The sequence below is a fragment of the Rathayibacter sp. AY1B6 genome (assembly GCF_002932755.1).
Classification (GTDB): Bacteria; Actinomycetota; Actinomycetes; order Actinomycetales; family Microbacteriaceae; genus Rathayibacter.
Map to the genome: position 1 here is coordinate 40,389 of NZ_PSWL01000003.1, position 18,090 is coordinate 58,478.

Sequence of the window (18,090 nt, forward strand, 5' to 3'; positions counted from 1 at the left end):
GAGAGGCATGGCGCAGACAGTCGACTTCCGGCCGAAGCCGGGCGAGATCCCGACCCTCCCGGGCGTGTACCGCTTCACGGACGCCCGCGGGCGGGTGCTCTACGTGGGCAAGGCCAAGAACCTCCGCGCGCGGCTGAGCAACTACTTCGCCCCGCTGCCGAGCCTGCACGAGCGCACCCGGCGGATGGTCACCTCCGCCTCCGGGGTCGAGTGGACCGTCGTCGGCACCGATGTCGAGGCCCTGCAGCTCGAGTTCACCTGGATCAACGAGTTCGATCCGCCCTTCAACGTCAAGTTCCGCGACGACAAGTCGTACCCCTACATGGCGGTGACGCTCGGCGACGAGGCGCCGCGGGTGATGGTCACGCGGAACGCCAGGATCAGGAAGGCCCGCTACTTCGGGCCCTACCCGAAGATCTGGGCGATCCACGAGACCATCGACCTGATGATCAAGGCGTTCCCGATCAGGACGTGCAACGACTCCAACTACAAGCGCGCGATGCAGAGCGGCAGACCCTGCTTCGCGTCGCAGATCGGCCGCTGCGGCGGGCCCTGCTCCCACCGCGTCACCTTCGCCGAGCACCGCGAGATGGTGGACCGCTTCGTCGCCTTCATGGGCAGCCACGACCGCCGGATGATCGGCGAGCTCGAGAAGGAGATGCGCGAAGCCGCCGCGGCGATGGAGTACGAGCGCGCAGGCAAGCTGCGCGATCAGGCCGCCGCCCTCGACGCGGTCCTCGCCAAGAGCGCGGTCGTGCTGAAGGACAACGTGGACGTCGACCTCTACGCGATCGTCCACGACGAGCTGGCCGCCTCGGTGCAGCAGTTCCGGGTCCGCGGCGGCCGCATCCGCGGCGAGCGGGGCTGGGTGGTCGACAAGGAGCTCGACATGAGCACGGCGGAGCTCGTCGACACGGCCCTCCAGGCCGCCTACGAGACCGGCGACGTCCCGCCCCGGGAGGTCGTCGTGCCGGAGCTGCCCGAGGACACCGAGGCGCTCGAGGAGTGGCTGAGCGGACTGCGCGGCACGAACGTCCGCCTCCGAGCGGCCCAGCGCGGGGACAAGGCCGCTCTCCTCGAGACGGCGACGCAGAACGCGAAGCACTCGCTGATGCTCTACAAGACCCGCCGCTCCGCCGACTTCACCGCTCGGACGCAGGCCCTCGAGGACATCCGCGACGCTCTCGGCATGAGCGAGGCACCGCTGCGGATGGAGTGCTACGACGTCTCCCACCTCAGCGGCACCAACATCGTCGCCTCGATGGTGGTCTTCGAGGACGGGCTCGCGCGGAAGGACCAGTACCGGCGCTTCTCCATCGCGGAGTCGACGGACGACACCGAGTCGCTGCACCAGGTGCTCACCCGCCGCCTCGCCTACCTGCGCGAGCCGGCCGAGCCCGCCGCGGTCGATCCCGAGACCGGCGAGGCCAAGCGGCGCAAGTTCTCGTACCCCCCGCAGCTGCTGATCGTCGACGGCGGCCAGCCGCAGGTCGCGGCCGCCCAGCGAGCGCTCGACGAGACGGGGGTGACCGGCATCACCCTCTGCGGGATCGCCAAGCGGCTCGAGGAGATCTGGCTGCCGGACTCCGACTTCCCCGTCATCCTGCCGCGCAACAGCGATGCGCTCTTCCTCTTCCAGCGCATCCGCGACGAGGCGCACCGCTTCGCGATCACCCACCAGAGGACGCGTCGCAAGCGCGACATCTCGTCGCAGCTGGCCGAGGTGCCCGGGCTCGGAGGCACGCGCGTGCGCGACCTGCTGAAGCACTTCGGATCCGTCGCCCGGCTCCGCGAGGCGGGCGAGGCCGAGATCGCCGAGGTCAAGGGCATCGGCCCGACGCTGGCGGGCGCGATCCATGCGCACCTGCACCCGGACGGGCCCGCCCTCGGGGGCACGCCCTAGGCTGGAGGCCCGCGCTCCGGGGGAGAGCGGCCGGTGCCGGGCACCGAGGACACGAGCAGACACGAGCACGGAGAGCGCATGAGCACGGAGAGCGAGCAGCAGGACGTGCTGATCGTCACGGGGATGTCCGGAGCGGGCCGTTCCACGGCCGCGAACGCGCTGGAGGACCTCGGCTGGTACGTCGTCGACAACCTGCCGCCGCAGATGCTGCGCCCGCTGGTCGACCTGGCGCAGCGTGCGGGGGACACGCTGCCGAAGATCGCGGCGGTCGTCGACGTCCGCGGACGCGACTTCTTCGAGGACCTCGGCGACATCGTCCGCGAGCTGCGCGCAGGGGTCGACCTGCGCGTGGTGTTCCTCGAGGCCACCGACGCCGCGCTCGTCCGCCGCTTCGAGCAGGTGCGCCGTCCGCACCCGCTGCAGGGCCGGGGGACCCTCCTCGACGGCATCTCCGCCGAGCGCGCGCGCCTCGCGCAGCTGCGGGAGTCGGCCGACATCGTCATCGACACCTCGGACCTCAACATCCACCAGCTGGCCACGAGCATCACCGATCGCTTCGCCGAGGCCGGCCGCGCCGGCCTCCAGATCACGGTGATGAGCTTCGGCTTCAAGTACGGGCTGCCGACGGACGCCGACATGGTGGCCGACGCGCGGTTCCTGCCGAACCCGTACTGGATCCCGGAGCTGCGTCCGCACACGGGTCTCGACGAAGAGGTGAGAGACTACGTGCTGGCCCAGCAGGGCGCCGAGGAGTTCATCGACTCCTACTCCCGGGCCCTGCGCCCCGTGCTCGACGGCTACCAGCGCGAGAACAAGCGCCACGCGACCATCGCGATCGGCTGCACGGGAGGCAAGCACCGCTCCGTCGCGGTCGCGGGCCGTGTCGCGGCCCGCCTGGCCGAGCTGCCGGGCGTCGCCGTCAACGTGGCGCACCGCGACCTCGGCCGAGAATGATCCGCGCGCGCTCCGCCGCGCACCCGACGTAAGGAAGACTCCGTGGCCCTCACCGCAGACGTCAAGGGCGAACTGGTCGCGATCGTCTCGCGCAAGAACACCGTCCGTGCCGCCGAACTGGCGACCATCCTCCGCTTCTCCGGGGGACTGCACATCATCTCCAACCGCCTCGCGGTCGAGGTCGAGCTCGACTCCGCCCCGCTCGCGACCCGCGTGCGCCGCGACCTCGCCGAGCTGTACGGCGTCCGCAGCGAGGGCAGCATCGTCTCGGCCGGCGGGTCCCGCCGGACCACGAGCTGGCTGGTGCGCGTCGTCGAGGGCGGGGACACCCTCGCGCGGCAGACCGGCCTCCTCGACCAGCGGGGCCGGCCCGTCCGCGGCCTGCCGAACCGCCTGACCACCGGCTCCCGCGAGGAGCTCGCCGCCCTGTGGCGCGGCGCCTTCCTGGCGCAGGGCTCGCTGACCGACCCGGGCCGCTCCGCGGCGCTCGAGATCGTCTGCCCCGGCAACGAGGCGGCGATGGCGATCGTCGGAGCGGCCGGACGCCTGGGCGTCCAGGCCAAGTCCCGCGAGGTCCGCGGCGTCCACCGGGTCGTCATCCGCGACGGCGAGAGCATCAGCGCGATGCTCACCCTGATGGGCGCGACCGCGACCGTCGCGAGCTGGGAGGAGCTGCGCCAGCGCCGCGAGGTCCGGGCGACCGCCAACCGCCTCGTGAACTTCGACGACGCGAATCTCCGCCGCTCCGCCCAGGCCGCCGTCGCCGCGTGCGCCCGCGTCGAGCGCGCGATGGAGATCCTCGGCGACGACATCCCCGAGCACCTCCGCTACGCCGGGCGCCTGCGCCTCGCCCACCGCGACGCGAGTCTCGACGAGCTCGGCCACCACGCCGATCCGCCGATGACGAAGGACGCCGTCGCCGGCCGCATCCGCCGACTGCTGGCGATGGCCGACAAGCGCGCCTCCGACCTCGGCATCCCGGGCACCGACGCGAACCTCCCGGCCGAGCTGCAGGATCTGTAGGCCCGGCCGCGCGGCGCGCCCCGCCCGGCGAACGCTGAGTGTCTCCTGGTCGAACAACGCAAGCCCTCCGAACGCGGAGGGGCCCCCTCGCTAGACTGATCGGGTCGCTCAAGACACTCCCGGCCCTCCTCCTCCGCCTCGCGGAGGACGCCGAGACGCCGGCGGGTCGCACGGGAGCGACGACCACGAACAGGAGATCGCACATGGCTGACTACACGCTCGCCGAACTGCCCTACGACTACTCGGCCCTCGAGCCGAACATCAGTGGGCGGATCATGGAGCTCCACCACGACAAGCACCACGCGACGTACGTGGCCGGGGCGAACACCGCCCTCGCCTCGCTGCAGGAGGCTCGCGACAGCGAGAACCTCGCGAACGTGAACAAGCTCCAGAAGGACCTCGCCTTCAACCTCGCCGGTCACGTGAACCACACCGTGTTCTGGAACAACCTCTCGCCGGACGGCGGCGACAAGCCCGTCGGCGAGCTCGCCGCGGCCATCGACGACAACTTCGGGTCGTTCGACAAGTTCCGCGCCCACTTCACCGCCTCCGCCCTCGGCATCCAGGGCTCCGGCTGGTCGATCCTGGCCTGGGACTCGCTCGGCGAGAAGCTCATCATCGAGCAGCTCTACGACCACCAGGGCAACCTCGCCGCGGCGACCGTCCCGGTCCTCCTCCTCGACATGTGGGAGCACGCCTTCTACCTCGACTACGTCAACGTGAAGGCCGACTACGTCAAGGCGTTCTGGAACATCGTGAACTGGGCCGACGTCTCCGCGCGCTTCGAGAAGGCCCGCGAGAAGACTTCGGGCCTGCTGCTACTGTCGTAGCGATCTCGGCGTCCCGGGCCCCGCGTCCGGGACGCCCTGTCGTCGGCTTCCACCCCTCCACTGCACCGTCGAGGTGCCTTTCCTCACCAGGAGATATCTGTGTCCGTCAAGATCGGCATCAACGGCTTCGGCCGTATCGGCCGTAACTTCTTCCGTGCAGCCCTCGCCAAGGGCAGCGACCTCGAGATCGTCGCGGTCAACGACCTCACCGACAACAAGGCCCTCGCGCACCTCCTGAAGTACGACTCCATCACGGGCCGCCTCGACGCGACCGTCGAGCTCGACGGCGACCGCATCGTCGTCAACGGCAAGCCGATCATCGTCCTCGAGGAGCGCGACCCCGCGAACCTCCCCTGGGGCGAGCTGGGAGTCGACGTCGTCATCGAGTCGACCGGCCGCTTCACCAAGTCGGAGGATGCGCGCAAGCACATCACCGCGGGTGCCAAGAAGGTCATCGTCTCCGCTCCCGCCACCGGCAGCGACGTCGCGACCCTCGTCCTCGGCGTGAACGAGAACACCTACGACCCGGCGACGCACGACATCATCTCGAACGCGTCCTGCACCACGAACTGCCTCGCGCCGCTCGCCAAGGTGCTGCTCGACAACTTCGGCATCGAGCGCGGCCTGATGACCACGGTCCACGCGTACACCGCCGACCAGAACCTGCAGGACGGCCCCCACAGCGACCTGCGTCGCGCGCGCGCCGCCGCCGTCAACATCATCCCGACCTCGACCGGTGCCGCCAAGGCGCTCGGCCTGGTCATCCCGGAGCTCGTCGGCAAGCTCGACGGCTACGCCCTCCGCGTCCCGGTCCCGACCGGCTCGATCACCGACCTCACCGTCGAGCTGACCACGCCCGCCACCGTCGAGGAGATCAACGCGGCGTACAAGGCCGCCTCCGAGGGCGACCTCAAGGGCATCCTCAAGTACACGGAGGACCCGATCGTCTCGAGCGACATCGTGACCGACCCGCACTCGTCGATCTTCGACGCGGGCCTCACGAAGGTCATCGGCAGCCAGGTCAAGGTCGCCTCCTGGTACGACAACGAGTGGGGCTACTCCAACCGCCTCGTCGACGTCACCGAGTTCGTCGCCGGCAAGCTCTAAGGGCTGCGCGCAGTGACGCTCCGCACTCTGGACTCACTGGGCTCCCTCGCAGGCAAGCGCGTCGTCGTCCGCTGCGATCTGAACGTCCCCCTGAAGGACGGAACGATCACGGACGACGGCCGCGTGCGCGCGTCGGTGCCCACGCTCCAGCGTCTGGTCTCCGAGGGTGCCCGAGTCGTGGTCGTGAGCCACCTCGGGCGCCCCGAGGGGAAGCCCGAGGCGAAGTACAGCCTCGCTCCCGTCGCCGCCCGCCTCGGCGAGCTGCTCGACGCTCCGGTCGCCTTCGCCGAGGACACCGTCGGCGAGGCCGCCTCGGCCGCCGTCGACGCCCTCGAGGACGGCCGGGTCGTCGTCCTGGAGAACCTCCGGTTCAACTCCGGCGAGACGAGCAAGGACGAGGCCGAGCGCCGCGCCTTCGCCGAGAAGCTGGCCGCCTACGGCGACGCCTTCGTCTCCGACGGGTTCGGCGTCGTGCACCGCAAGCAGGCGAGCGTCTACGAGCTCGCCGAGCTGCTCCCCAGCGCGGCCGGCACGCTGATCGCGGCCGAGCTCGAGGTGCTGGAGCGGCTCACCGAGAAGCCCGAGCGCCCCTACGCGGTCGTGCTCGGCGGCTCGAAGGTCTCGGACAAGCTCGGCGTGATCGAGCACCTGCTTCCGAAGGTCGACTCGATCCTCATCGGCGGTGGAATGCTCTTCACCTTCCTCAAGGCCCAGGGCCACGCGGTCGGCGCCAGCCTGCTGGAGGCCGACCAGGTCGACACCGTGCTCGGCTACCTCGCGAAGGCGAAGGAGCTGGGCGTGGAGATCGTCCTGCCGACGGACGTCGTCGTGGCGTCGGAGTTCGGCCCCGACGCCGAGCACCAGGTCGCCTCGGCCGACGCCATCGAGGGCACGCCCTTCGGCGAGAAGGGCCTCGGCCTGGACATCGGACCGGACACCGCGGCGCACTTCGCCGAGATCATCGCGGCGTCCAGGACGGTGTTCTGGAACGGCCCCATGGGCGTCTTCGAGCTCGAGCCGTTCGCGGCCGGCACGAAGACCGTCGCTCAGGCGCTCACCGAGGTCGACGGGCTCAGCGTCGTCGGCGGAGGCGACTCCGCCGCGGCCGTTCGCGCCCTCGGCTTCACGGACGACCAGTTCGGCCACATCTCGACGGGAGGCGGAGCGAGCCTCGAATTCCTCGAGGGCAAGCGCCTCCCCGGACTGGAGGTCCTCGGATGGTAGACACCACCGCCCGCACCCCGCTCATCGCCGGCAACTGGAAGATGAACCTGGACCACCTCCAGGCCATCGCCTTCGTCCAGAAGCTGGCGTGGAGCCTCAAGGACGCCGATCACGACTTCGACGGCGTCGAGGTCGCGGTGTTCCCGCCCTTCACGGATCTCCGTCCCGTTCAGATCCTCGTCGACTCGGACAAGCTGCCGCTCAAGTACGGCGCGCAGGACGTCTCGAAGTTCGACAGCGGCGCCTACACCGGCGAGATCTCGGGTCAGTTCCTCAAGCAGCTCGACTGCGACTACGTGATCGTCGGCCACTCGGAGCGTCGCACGCTCCACGGCGAGACGGACGCGGACATCGCGGCCAAGTCCGCTGCGGCTCTCAAGCACGGCGTCGCTCCGATCGTCTGCGTCGGCGAGACCGCGGAGGACCTCGAGAAGCACGGCCCCTCGGCCGTGCCGGTCGCGCAGCTGAGGGAGGCCCTCACCGGCCTCCCCGCGGACGCCGACCTCGTCGTCGCCTACGAGCCGGTCTGGGCCATCGGCTCCGGACAGGCCGCGACGCCCGAGCAGGCCCAGCAGGTCTGCAAGGCGCTCCGCGGAGTCGTCGCCGACGTCCTGGGCGCCGACACCGCCGCGAAGACCCGCATCCTCTACGGCGGCTCCGTGAAGTCCGGCAACATCGCCGGCTTCATGCGCGAGCCCGACGTCGACGGAGCACTCGTCGGAGGCGCCAGCCTCCAGGTCGACGAATTCGCGGCGATCGCACGATTCCGGAATCACGTCGGGGTCTGAGTTTCTGCGACGAAAGGGCGGGCCCGTCGGGCCCGCCCTTTCGTCGTCCACGCCGCTCCCTGCGCGGCGTGGCGCGGTCGGCTTCGCGACGGGGATGGTTTCCGAGAGCGGGGTGCGGTCGGCTACGTCGATCCGCTGGGACGCGGATCGCCGGTTCGCCTCGGACGGGCCCGCTCGGGTTCCCGACGTTCGGCGGTCTCGTGCTTGCGCTTGGCCGCGGGGTGCGGTTCCGAGAGCGGGGTGCGGTCGGCTACGTCGATCCGCTGGGACGCGGATCGCCGGTTCGCCTCGGACGGGCCCGCTCGGGTTCCCGACGTTCGGCGGTCTCGTGCTTGCGCTTGGCCGCGGGGTGCGGTTCCGAGAGCGGGGTGCGGTCGGCTACGTCGATCCGCTGACACGCGGATCGCCGGTTCCCCTCGCACGGGGCCGCGCGGCTCCCCGACGTTCGGCGGCCTCGTGCTGGCGGCTCGGCCGCGGGATGCGTTTCAGGGAGCGGGGTGCGGTCTGCCACGGCGATCCGCTGGCACGCGGATCGCCGGTTGGCGGTGCTGTGGTCCACGCCGCTCCTCGCGCGGCGTGGCGCAGTCAGCTTCGCGGCGCGGTGCGTTTCCGAGAGCGGGGCGCGTACGGCTACGCCGATCCGCTCCCACGCGGATCACCGGTCCGCCTTGCGCGGCCTCGCACCGGCTCACGGGTCGGGCGGCATCACGTGCTCGGCACGGTCGGGTGGTGCGTCCCCGGACCAGCCGGATCGGGTGGCCTCGTCGCGGTGCCCGGCCGGGCCTGGCGAGCGCCCCGCAGGGGCGCGGGAGGGCACCGCGACGAGGCCATCCGCTCCGCCCCCCGTATACATCGGGCCGAACACGGGACGACGCATTCCTCGCGGATTCGCAGGCGCCGTTATACTCGACGGGGCGCGCAACGCGCCAGAACTTCGAAAGGTACCGCGTGGACATCCTCCAGGTCGTGCTCCAGGTCATCCTGGGCATCACGAGCCTCCTGCTCACCATGCTGATCCTGCTCCACAAGGGGCGCGGCGGCGGTCTGTCCGACATGTTCGGGGGAGGAGTCACCTCCAACCTCGGGGCGTCGGGCGTCGCCGAGCGCAACCTGAACCGCATCACCGTGATTCTGGGCCTCGTCTGGCTGGCCTGCATCGTGGTGCTCGGACTCATCACCAAGTTCACCACCGGAGCATAGGGGTACTCGCAATGGCATCAGGCGGCAGTGCAATCCGCGGTTCGCGCGTCGGCGCAGGACCCATGGGCGAGCAGGACCGGGGCTTCCACGCGGAGCGCGTCGCGGTCTCCTACTGGGACGCTCTCGGCAACGAGACGGTGCGCCACTTCTCGGCGGCCCTCCCCGAGGACGAGATCCCCGAGGTGATCGACTCCCCGCAGTCCGGTCTCCCCGCGGGCCGCGACCGGGCGAACCCGCCCCAGGTCGCGAAGACCGAGCCCTACAAGACGCACCTCGCCTACGTGAAGGAGCGCCGCACCGAGGCCGAGGCGGCCCAGCTCCTCGAGGAGGCGCTGCAGCAGCTGCGCGCCCGACGGGGGACCGCGACCCCGTCCTGATCCTCACCGGACGACGAACGACGGAAGGCCCGCCCCCTGGGGGGACGGGCCTTCCGTCGTCTCCGGAGGCTCAGTAGCTCGGAGCGATGAGCGACTCGGGGACCTCGGCCGCAGCCTCCTGGTCGACGAAGAACACCGTGCGCTTGCGGCCGAACGCGCCCGACGCGGGCACCTCGTTCGTACTGGCACCCGCGAGCGCGAGGCCCAGGGCCGAGGCCTTGTCCGCGCCGGCGAGCACCATCCAGATGCGATCCGACTGGTTGATCAGCGGCAGTGTGAGCGTGAGACGCTCCGGCGGCGGCTTCGGCGAATTGCGGACCGCCAGGACGCCGGGCGTCGTGGCGCGGATCGCGGAGCGCTCGGGGAACAGCGACGCGATGTGCCCGTCCGGTCCGACGCCGAGGAAGGTGATGTCGAACCGCGGGTACTCGCGCCCCTCGGAGGCGTGCTCGCGCAGCTCCGCGTCGTAGGCGGCAGCGGCGCCGTCGAGGTCCAGCCCCTCGTCCGAGGCCGGGTAGGAGTGCACGTTCGCCGCCGGCACGTCGAGGACGCTGAAGAGGTCCCCCGCCTGGACGTCGTTGCGGTCCTCGTGGCCGCGGGGCACCCAGCGCTCGTCGCCCCACCAGAAGTGCACGCGCGACCAGTCGACGTTGCCGGCCGCGGAGGAGGAGCCGATCTCCTTGAGCGTGGCGGCTCCCATCGTCCCCCCGGTGAGCACGACGTTCGCCGACCCCAGGTCGTCGAGGACGTCGATCGTCTTGGTGAGGAACCGGGCGGCGACCGAGCCGGCGAGGGTCTGCTTGTCGCGGTGGACCAGCACGCGGCGTTCGGTGGTCATCTCAGGGGACTCCTTCGGGTTCGGGTGCCGATCGGCGGGGTTCGGCTCCGTGTCGGGAAGCTCTGAGGCGGGGCACCCTGGACGGGCGCCCCCACCTCAGGAGGCGCTGCGGGCCTCGGCCTTCTCGGTGAGCATGTCGACCCCGCGCGAGATCACTTCACCGTACAGGTCATCCGGGTCGAGCCGGCGCAGCTCCTCCGCCAGGCAGTCCCGGAGGCTGCGGCGCGGGAGCGAGATGTCGTGGACCGGCTGATCGGGCTGCGTGAGCGTCGCGACGTTGGGCACCGAGCGCTCGAGCTCGATCACTCCGGAGTCGCGGATGAGCCGCACGCCGTGGATCCCGCTGGACCCGGTGGCGCTGATCGTGAGCTCGTGGTCGACGGGGATGTCGAGCTCGAGCTGCAGCCAGGCCGCGAGCAGGATCGTCGAGGGGGAGTCGGGCGCGCCCGAGACCTCGACGGCCGTGATCGGCTCGTAGGGCGGCTGATCGAGCACGGCGGCGAGCTGCGCCCGCCAGAGGGTGAGACGGGTCCAGGCGAAGTCGGTGTCCCCGGGCGCGTAGGTGGAGGCGAGGTGGTGCAGCGCCTCCGCCGGGTTCGACTGAGCCGACGCGTCGGTGATCCGCCGGGTGGCGATCCGGCCGATCGGGGACGCCGAGGCGTTGTCCGGAGCGCTGTTCGGCCACCAGGCCACGACGGGGGCGTCGGGGAGGAGCAGGCCCGTGACCAGGCTCTCCTCGTCCTCGGCAGCGTCACCGAAGGGGCGGAGCACGACGACCTCGCTCGCGCCGGCGTCGCCTCCGACCCGGATCTGCGCGTCGACGCGGGCCGTCGCGTCGACCGGGACCGTGGTGGTGCCGTCGTCCTTCGAGACCACGATGACGCGCATCGGGTGCTCGCGGGACGCGTCGTTCGCGGCCTCGATGGCCTCCTCCTCGTGACCTCGGGAGGTCGCGATGATGAGGGTGAGGACGCGGCCGAGGGCGACGGCGCCGCCCTCCTCGCGGATCTTGACGAGGGTCTTCGAGACCTCGCTCGTCGTGGTGTCGGGCAGATCGACGATCATGGACGCCTCCAGGTGCGGCCGTCGCGGGCGAGGAGCTCGTCGGCGGAATCGGGGCCCCAGGTTCCGGGGCGGTACTGCTCGGGCTGGCCCTGCTTTGCCCAGAACTCCTCGATCGGGTCGAGGATCTTCCAGGACAGCTCGACCTCCTCGTGCCGCGGGAAGAGCGGCGGCTCGCCCAGGAGGACGTCGAGGATGAGGCGCTCGTAGGCCTCGGGGCTCGCCTCGGTGAACGCGTGGCCGTAGCCGAAGTCCATCGTCACGTCGCGCACCTGCATGCCGGCGCCGGGCACCTTCGAGCCGAAGCGCATGGTGACGCCCTCGTCGGGCTGGACCCGGATGACGAGCGCGTTCTGGCCGAGCGACGTGGTCTGGCTCTCGGCGAAGAGCTGCTGCGGCGCCCGCTTGAACACGACCGCGATCTCGGTGACGCGGCGGCCGAGGCGCTTGCCTGCCCGCAGGTAGAACGGCACGCCGGCCCAGCGGCGCGTGCCGATGTCCAGGCGCATGGCGGCGTAGGTCTCGGTGGTCGAGGTGGGGCTCATGCCGTCCTCCTCGAGGAAGCCGAGCACCTTCTCGCCGCCCTGCCAGCCGCCGGCGTACTGTCCGCGGGCGGTGGCGGTGGAGAGGTCGGCGGGGAGGCGGACGGCCGCGAGGACCTTCTCCTTCTCCGCACGGAGGTCGGCCGCGTCGAACGAGATCGGCTCCTCCATGGCGGTCAGGGCGAGCAGCTGCAGCAGGTGGTTCTGGATGACGTCGCGCGCCGCTCCGATGCCGTCGTAGTAGCCCGCGCGACCGCCCACGCCGATGTCCTCGGCCATGGTGATCTGCACGTGGTCGACGTAGTTCGAGTTCCAGAGGGGCTCGTACATCATGTTGGCGAAGCGCAGGGCCAGGATGTTCTGGACCGTCTCCTTGCCGAGGTAGTGGTCGATCCGGAAGACGGAGTCGGGCGGGAAGACCGACTCGACGACGTCGTTGAGCTCGCGGGCCGTCTTCAGGTCGCTGCCGAACGGCTTCTCGATGACGACCCGGCGCCACTGGCCGTCCTTCTGCTCAGCGAGGCCCGAGCTTCGCAGCTGCTCGGTGACCTGCGGGAAGGACTTCGGTGGGATCGACAGGTAGAAGGCGAAGTTGCCGTTCGTGCCGCGCTCGCGGTCGAGGTCGTCGACCGTCGTCTTCAGGCGGGCGAACGCCTCGGGGTCGTCGAACTCGCCCTGCACGAACCGGATGCCCTGCGCGAGCTGCGCCCAGACCTCCTCGTGGAACTCGGTGCGGGCGTGCTTCTTGACGGAGTCGTGGACGACCTGCTCGAAGTCCTGGTCGTCCCAGTCGCGGCGGGCGAACCCGACGAGGGCGAAGCCGGGAGGCAGGAGGCCGCGGTTGGCCAGGTCGTACACCGCGGGCATGAGCTTCTTGCGGGAGAGGTCGCCGGTCACGCCGAAGATGACGAGCCCGCTGGGCCCGGCGATCCGGTTCAGCCGGCGGTCGAAGCTCAACCTCAGCGGGTTGAACTCGGGGGTGATGTCCACAGACATGTGCAGTGTCCTTCTGTGTGCCGGTGGGACCGGCGCACTGCTATCGGTGAGGGAGGGGGAGGAGCGGGCGCGCCCCGCTGCTGCCCCGGGAAGAGGTCGCGGGACGACCGAGGGCACGCCGCCGCGCGCTGGAGAGCGCGGCGGCGGCGTGCCCGTCGGATCAGGTGTTGAGAGCCTCGAAGAGCGCCTCGAGGTCGGCCTCGGGGTCGGTCAGCGTGACGGTCAGCACCGGCCGGCCGTGCTCGGCGAGCACGCTCGCGTCGCCGGCGGCCTGGGCCAGGATGAGCTGGCCGAAGGTGAACGGGCTGTCCGGGATCTCGAGGTCCACGTCGAAGCGCTCGGTGATCTGGAGGAACACGCCGGTCGGCGCTCCGCCCTTGTGGTACTGCCCGGTCGAGTGCAGGAAGCGCGGGCCCCACCCGAAGGTGACGGGGCGCTGGGCCTGCGCGGCGAGGAGGTCGCGCACGCCCTCGAGCTGCGGGAGCGCGAGGCGGTCGACGTACGCCTGGATCGAGACGTAGCCGCCGTCGCCCAGCTGGGCGAGGAGGCGGTCGACAGCGGCGGCGACGGTCGAGACGCCCTCGGTGACGCTGCTGGTGCCGGTGACCTCGATGCCGGCGTCGGTGAACGCAGGGGCCTCGGGCTCGGGGCGCTTCTCGAGCAGGGCCCGGGTCGCGACCTTCGCCGACTCGACGTCGGGCTGGTCGAACGGGTCGATGCCCAGGAGGCGACCCGCGACGGCGACGGCGTACTCCCACGTCAGCATCTGCGCGCCGAGCGAGCCGGACAGGAGGATCTCGCCCTCGTGGCGGTCGCGCGGGAAGAGGTGCAGCGCCGTGGCGTCCTCGACCAGGCGGACGACCTGCACGTCGGGCAGGTCCTCCGAGAGCTCGGGGGCCAGCGTGCCCAGGACGACGGGGAGGATGCCCGTGCCGTCCTTGCCGGTGGACTCGGCGATGAGCTGCTCCGCCCAGTCGGCGAAGCCGACGATGTCGGTCCCGTCGGCGACGATCGCGAGCTTGTCGCGGCGCGGGCTGGTCGCGGCGATCGCCGCTCCGAGGATCAGGCCCGGGTTCTCGGGGGAGTCCACGGCGAGCCCGAGGGAGGCCTCGGCCGCCTCGTCGAGGAGGGCGTCGATGTCGGCGCCGGCGAGCCCGGACGGCACGAGGCCGAACGCGGAGAGCGCCGAGAAGCGCCCGCCGATGTTCGGGTCGGCGTTGAACACGCGGTAGCCGGCCTCGCGGGAGGAGGTGTCCAGCGGTGAGCCCGGGTCGGTCACGATGACGATGCGGTCGAGCGGGTCGATCCCCGCCTCCGTGAACGCCTTCTCGTAGGCCTTCTTCTGGCTCGCGGTCTCGACGGTCGAGCCGGACTTCGAGGAGATGACGACCGCGGTCGAGGCGAGCCGGTCGTTCAGGGCCGCGAGCACCTGCCCGGGCGCCGTCGAGTCGAGCACGGTGAGCTCGACGCCGGCGGTGCGGGTGATGACCTCGGGCGCGAGCGAGGAGCCGCCCATGCCGCCGAGGACGATGTGGTCGACACCCTTGGCCTGGAACTCCTCGCGCAGAGCGAGGATCTGGGGGATCAGGGGACGGGAGACGGTGGTCGACTCGGTCCAGCCGAGGCGCTTGGCCGCCTCCTCCTCCGCCGCGGCGCCCCACAGGGTGGGGACCTGAGCGGTGATCCCGGACGCGACCTCGTCGGCGACGAGCTCGGGCACCACGCGGTCGACGGCCTTCTCGGCGTCTCCGCTGACGTGGATCTGGATGGCCATGATCAGGCCTGCGCCTTCGCGCCCTCGAGCGCCGCGGTGACGGTGTCGAGCAGCTCGTTCCAGGAGACGATGAACTTCTCGACGCCCTCCTTCTCGAGCAGCTCGGTGACGTCGGCGTACGAGACGCCCTGCGCCGCGACGGCGTCGAGGACGGCGTTCGCGTCGGCGTACGAGCCGGTGACGGTGTCGCCGGTGATGACGCCGTGGTCGAAGGTCGCCTCGAGGGTCTTCTCGGGCATCGTGTTGACCACGCCGGCCGCGACGAGCTCGGTCACGTAGAGGGTGTCGGGGAGGTCGGTCGACTTGACGCCGGTCGAGGCCCAGAGGGGGCGCTGGCGGTTGGCGCCGGACTCCTGCAGCAGCAGCGCGCGCTCGGTGGCGAACGCCTCGACGAAGACCTCGTAGGCCAGCTGCGCGTTGGCGACGCCGGACTTGCTCTTGAGGGCGCGGGCCTCGTCGGTGCCGACGGCCTCGAGGCGCTTGTCGATCTCGGTGTCGACGCGCGAGACGAAGAACGAGGCGACGGAGTGGATGGTCGACAGGTCGATGCCGGCGTCCTTGGCCTTCTCGAGGCCGGCCAGGTACGCGTTGATGACGGCGCGGTAGCGGGCGAGCGAGAAGATCAGGGTGACGTTCACCGAGATGCCGGAGCCGATGACCTCGGTGATGGCCTCGAGGCCCTCGACGGTCGCGGGGATCTTGATCATCGCGTTGGGGCGGTCGACCTTGGCCCAGAGGGCCTTGGCCTGCTCGATGGTGCCCTGGGCGTCGTGCGCCAGGCCGGGCTCGACCTCGATCGACACGCGGCCGTCGTAGCCGTTGGTCGCGTCGTAGATCGGGCGGAAGATGTCGGACGCCGCGGCGACGTCGTCGGTGGTGATCGCGAAGACGGCGTCGGTCACCGAGGTGCCGGCGGCGGCGAGCTCGCGCACCTGGGCGTCGTAGGACTCGCCGTTGGTCAGGGCCGCGGCGAAGATCGTGGGGTTCGTGGTGACTCCGACGACGTTCTTCTCCTCGATGAGCTTCTGCAGTCCTCCGGTGGAGATGCGCGAGCGGGAGAGGTCGTCGAGCCAGATGCTGACGCCGGCGGCGGAGAGCTCTGCGGTGGGGGTGTTCTCGGTCATGTCTCTTCTTCTTCTGCGTAGGTGGTGCGTGGTGTGAGGGGGGAGCCGCTGCTCCGACGGCGAAGGCCGCGTCCGTGGTGGACGCGGCCTTCGGGTCAGGAGGCTGCGAGCGACTCCTTGGCGGCGGACAGTGCCGCCTCGGTGGTGATCCCGAACTCGCGGAACAGGGTCTTGTAGTCGGCCGAGGCGCCGAAGTGCTCGATCGAGACCGAGCGGCCGGCGTCGCCGACGTACTTCTGCCAGCCCAGGCTCAGGCCGGCCTCGATCGAGACGCGGGCCTTCACCGAGGAGGGCAGGACCTTCTCGCGGTACTCGGCGTCCTGCTCCTCGAACCACTCGAGAGACGGAGCCGAGACGACGCGGGCGTTGACGCCCTCGCTCTTCAGGGCCTCGCGCGCCTCGACGGCGATCTGGACCTCGGAGCCGGTCGCGATGAAGATCACGTCCGGAGTGCCGCCCGGCGCTTCGGCCAGGATGTACGCCCCGCGGGCGACGTTCGCGGCGGAGGCGAAGGTCTCGCCCTCGGCGTCGCCCTCGCCGCGCTCGAACACCGGGATGTTCTGACGGGTGAGCGCGAGGCCGGCGGGGCCCTCGCGGCGCTCGAGGATGGTCTTCCAGGCGTAGGCGACCTCGTTCGCGTCGCCGGGGCGGACGACGTCCAGGCCCGGGATCGCGCGGAGGGTCGACAGCTGCTCGACCGGCTGGTGCGTCGGGCCGTCCTCGCCGAGCGCCACGGAGTCGTGGGTCCAGACGTAGATGGCCGGCGCCTTCATGAGCGCGGCGAGACGGACCGCCGGGCGCATGTAGTCGGAGAAGATCAGGAAGGTGCCGCCGAAGGGGCGGGTGTTGCCGTGCAGGACGATCCCGTTGAGGATCGCGCCCATGGCGTGCTCGCGGATGCCGAAGTGCAGCACGCGGCCGCCCTTCTTCCCGGTCCACTCGTGGGTCGAGAACTCGGTCGGGACGAAGGAGCCGGCTCCCTCGATCGTCGTGTTGTTCGACTCGGCGAGGTCGGCGGAGCCGCCCCACAGCTCGGGGATCACGCCGGCGAGGGCGTTGATGACCTTGCCGGACGCGGCGCGGGTCGAGACCTCCTTGCCGGGCTCGAAGACGGGGAGCGCCTCCTGGACGCCCTCGGGCAGCTCGCCCGAGAGGACCCGGTCGAGCAGCTCCTTCTTCTCGGGGTTCGCGGACGCCCAGGCGGCGAGCTGCTCGTCCCACTCGGCGTGCTGGGCCTGACCGCGCTCGACGGCCTTGCGGGTGTGCTCGATGACCTCGTCGGCGACGTCGAAGGTCTTCTCGGGGTCGAAGCCGAGCACCTCCTTGAGTCCGCGGAGCTCGTCGGCGCCCAGGGCGGAGCCGTGGATCTTGCCGGTGTTCTGCTTCTTCGGCGACGGCCAGCCGATGATGGTGCGCAGGATGATGAGCGACGGCTTGTCGGTCTCGCCCTTCGCGGCCTCGATCGCGGCGTGCAGCTCGGCGACGTCCTCGTGGTACTCGCCGGTCTTCTTCCAGTCGACGACCTGGACCTGCCAGTCGTAGGCCTCGTAGCGCGCCTTGACGTCCTCGGTGAAGGCGATGTTCGTGTCGTCCTCGATCGAGATCTGGTTGGAGTCGTAGATGACGACCAGGTTGCCGAGCTTCTGGTGGCCGGCCAGCGAGGAGGCCTCGCTGGTGACGCCCTCCTGCAGGTCGCCGTCGCCGGCGATGACGTAGACGAAGTGGTCGAACGGGGAGGTGCCCGCGGCGGCCTCCGGGTCGAACAGGTCGCGCTCGAAGCGCGAGGCGTAGGCGAAGCCCACGGCGGAGGCGAGGCCCTGGCCGAGCGGTCCGGTGGTGATCTCGACGCCGTCGGTGTGGCCGTACTCCGGGTGGCCCGGGGTCTTCGAGCCCCAGGTGCGCAGCGCCTTGAGGTCGTCGAGCTCGAGTCCGTAGCCGCCCAGGTAGAACTGGACGTACTGCGTCAGCGAGGAGTGGCCGACCGACAGGATGAACCGGTCGCGGCCGATCCAGGTCGCGTCGGACGGATCGCGGCGCATGACCTTCTGGAACAGGAGGTAGGCGGCGGGCGCGAGGCTCATGGCGGTTCCGGGATGGCCGTTGCCGACCTTCTCGACCGCGTCCGCGGCGAGAACCCTCGCCGTGTCGACTGCCTTCTCGTCAATGGATTCCCATTGCAGTTCTGACACTTGGTACTGACCCTTCTCGAGACGTGGGGCAGACGGGGACCGTCCGCCCTCTCGCATGGTGGAGCACGCCGCATGACGACTTCGACACGATGCTCCGGCGACGACCCTCTCGGCCCCGTGCCGACGATCGTCGGGCGGGCTCGGGTGCGTGCCGGGCGC

General features: G+C 70.8%; 15 protein-coding genes. 9 read left to right on the forward strand and 6 right to left on the reverse strand.

Translation table 11 applies throughout. The features are described 5' to 3' along the window. Positions 1-7 precede the first annotated feature (7 nt). The 9 genes from uvrC (at position 8) to C5D08_RS02090 (ending at position 9,406) form a co-directional block, all read left to right on the forward strand. On the forward strand, positions 8-1,903 hold the full coding sequence (uvrC, locus tag C5D08_RS02050; protein WP_104275588.1) for an excinuclease ABC subunit UvrC: 1,896 nt from the start codon (positions 8-10) through the stop codon (positions 1,901-1,903). A 78-nt stretch (positions 1,904-1,981) separates the two neighbouring features. Continuing rightward, a complete protein-coding gene (gene rapZ, locus C5D08_RS02055) occupies positions 1,982-2,857 on the forward strand; it encodes an RNase adapter RapZ (protein ID WP_104275589.1) in 876 nt (291 codons plus the stop codon). Positions 2,858-2,899: 42 nt separating this feature from the next. After that, complete coding sequence (whiA, locus tag C5D08_RS02060) at positions 2,900-3,880, forward strand: DNA-binding protein WhiA (protein ID WP_104275590.1); 981 nt, start codon at positions 2,900-2,902, stop codon at positions 3,878-3,880. A gap of 203 nt (positions 3,881-4,083) precedes the next feature. Beyond that, positions 4,084-4,710: a superoxide dismutase gene (locus C5D08_RS02065; RefSeq protein ID WP_104221907.1), complete on the forward strand. Its 627-nt coding sequence runs from the start codon at positions 4,084-4,086 to the stop codon at positions 4,708-4,710. A gap of 99 nt (positions 4,711-4,809) precedes the next feature. Continuing rightward, positions 4,810-5,817 (forward strand): type I glyceraldehyde-3-phosphate dehydrogenase, encoded by a 1,008-nt coding sequence (gene gap, locus C5D08_RS02070; protein ID WP_104275591.1) that lies wholly within the window; start codon positions 4,810-4,812, stop codon positions 5,815-5,817. A gap of 12 nt (positions 5,818-5,829) precedes the next feature. Continuing rightward, positions 5,830-7,041 carry a phosphoglycerate kinase gene (locus C5D08_RS02075; RefSeq protein WP_104275592.1) on the forward strand — a complete coding sequence of 404 codons (1,212 nt, stop codon included), beginning with the start codon at positions 5,830-5,832 and terminating at the stop codon, positions 7,039-7,041. Continuing rightward, on the forward strand, positions 7,035-7,829 hold the full coding sequence (gene tpiA, locus C5D08_RS02080) for a triose-phosphate isomerase (protein ID WP_104275593.1): 795 nt from the start codon (positions 7,035-7,037) through the stop codon (positions 7,827-7,829). The genes C5D08_RS02075 and tpiA overlap by 7 nt, the downstream gene beginning before the upstream one ends. Before the next feature lie 948 nt (positions 7,830-8,777). Continuing rightward, the gene (gene secG / locus C5D08_RS02085; protein WP_068207965.1) at positions 8,778-9,029 is read left to right on the forward strand and encodes a preprotein translocase subunit SecG; all 252 of its coding nucleotides are present in this window, start codon (positions 8,778-8,780) and stop codon (positions 9,027-9,029) included. Between the two features lie 11 nt (positions 9,030-9,040). Next, positions 9,041-9,406: an RNA polymerase-binding protein RbpA gene (locus tag C5D08_RS02090; RefSeq protein WP_055791968.1), complete on the forward strand. Its 366-nt coding sequence runs from the start codon at positions 9,041-9,043 to the stop codon at positions 9,404-9,406. A gap of 70 nt (positions 9,407-9,476) precedes the next feature. On the opposite strand, the gene pgl is transcribed toward C5D08_RS02090, so the two are convergent. The 6 genes from pgl to tkt form a co-directional block, all read right to left on the reverse strand. Beyond that, a complete protein-coding gene (pgl, locus tag C5D08_RS02095; protein ID WP_104275594.1) occupies positions 9,477-10,244 on the reverse strand; it encodes a 6-phosphogluconolactonase in 768 nt (255 codons plus the stop codon). Positions 10,245-10,340: 96 nt separating this feature from the next. Then, positions 10,341-11,309, reverse strand: a complete 969-nt coding sequence (locus C5D08_RS02100; protein WP_104275595.1) for a glucose-6-phosphate dehydrogenase assembly protein OpcA — start codon at positions 11,307-11,309, stop codon at positions 10,341-10,343. Then, on the reverse strand, positions 11,306-12,844 hold the full coding sequence (gene zwf, locus C5D08_RS02105) for a glucose-6-phosphate dehydrogenase (RefSeq protein WP_104275596.1): 1,539 nt from the start codon (positions 12,842-12,844) through the stop codon (positions 11,306-11,308). Before zwf ends, C5D08_RS02100 begins: the two co-directional genes overlap by 4 nt. A 160-nt stretch (positions 12,845-13,004) precedes the next feature. Beyond that, entirely contained in the window at positions 13,005-14,618 is a 1,614-nt protein-coding gene (locus C5D08_RS02110) for a glucose-6-phosphate isomerase (protein WP_104275597.1), read from the reverse strand. Positions 14,619-14,620: 2 nt separating this feature from the next. Next, on the reverse strand, positions 14,621-15,742 hold the full coding sequence (gene tal / locus C5D08_RS02115; RefSeq protein ID WP_104275598.1) for a transaldolase: 1,122 nt from the start codon (positions 15,740-15,742) through the stop codon (positions 14,621-14,623). Between the two features lie 95 nt (positions 15,743-15,837). After that, positions 15,838-17,931, reverse strand: a complete 2,094-nt coding sequence (gene tkt / locus C5D08_RS02120; protein ID WP_104275599.1) for a transketolase — start codon at positions 17,929-17,931, stop codon at positions 15,838-15,840. Positions 17,932-18,090 lie beyond the last annotated feature (159 nt).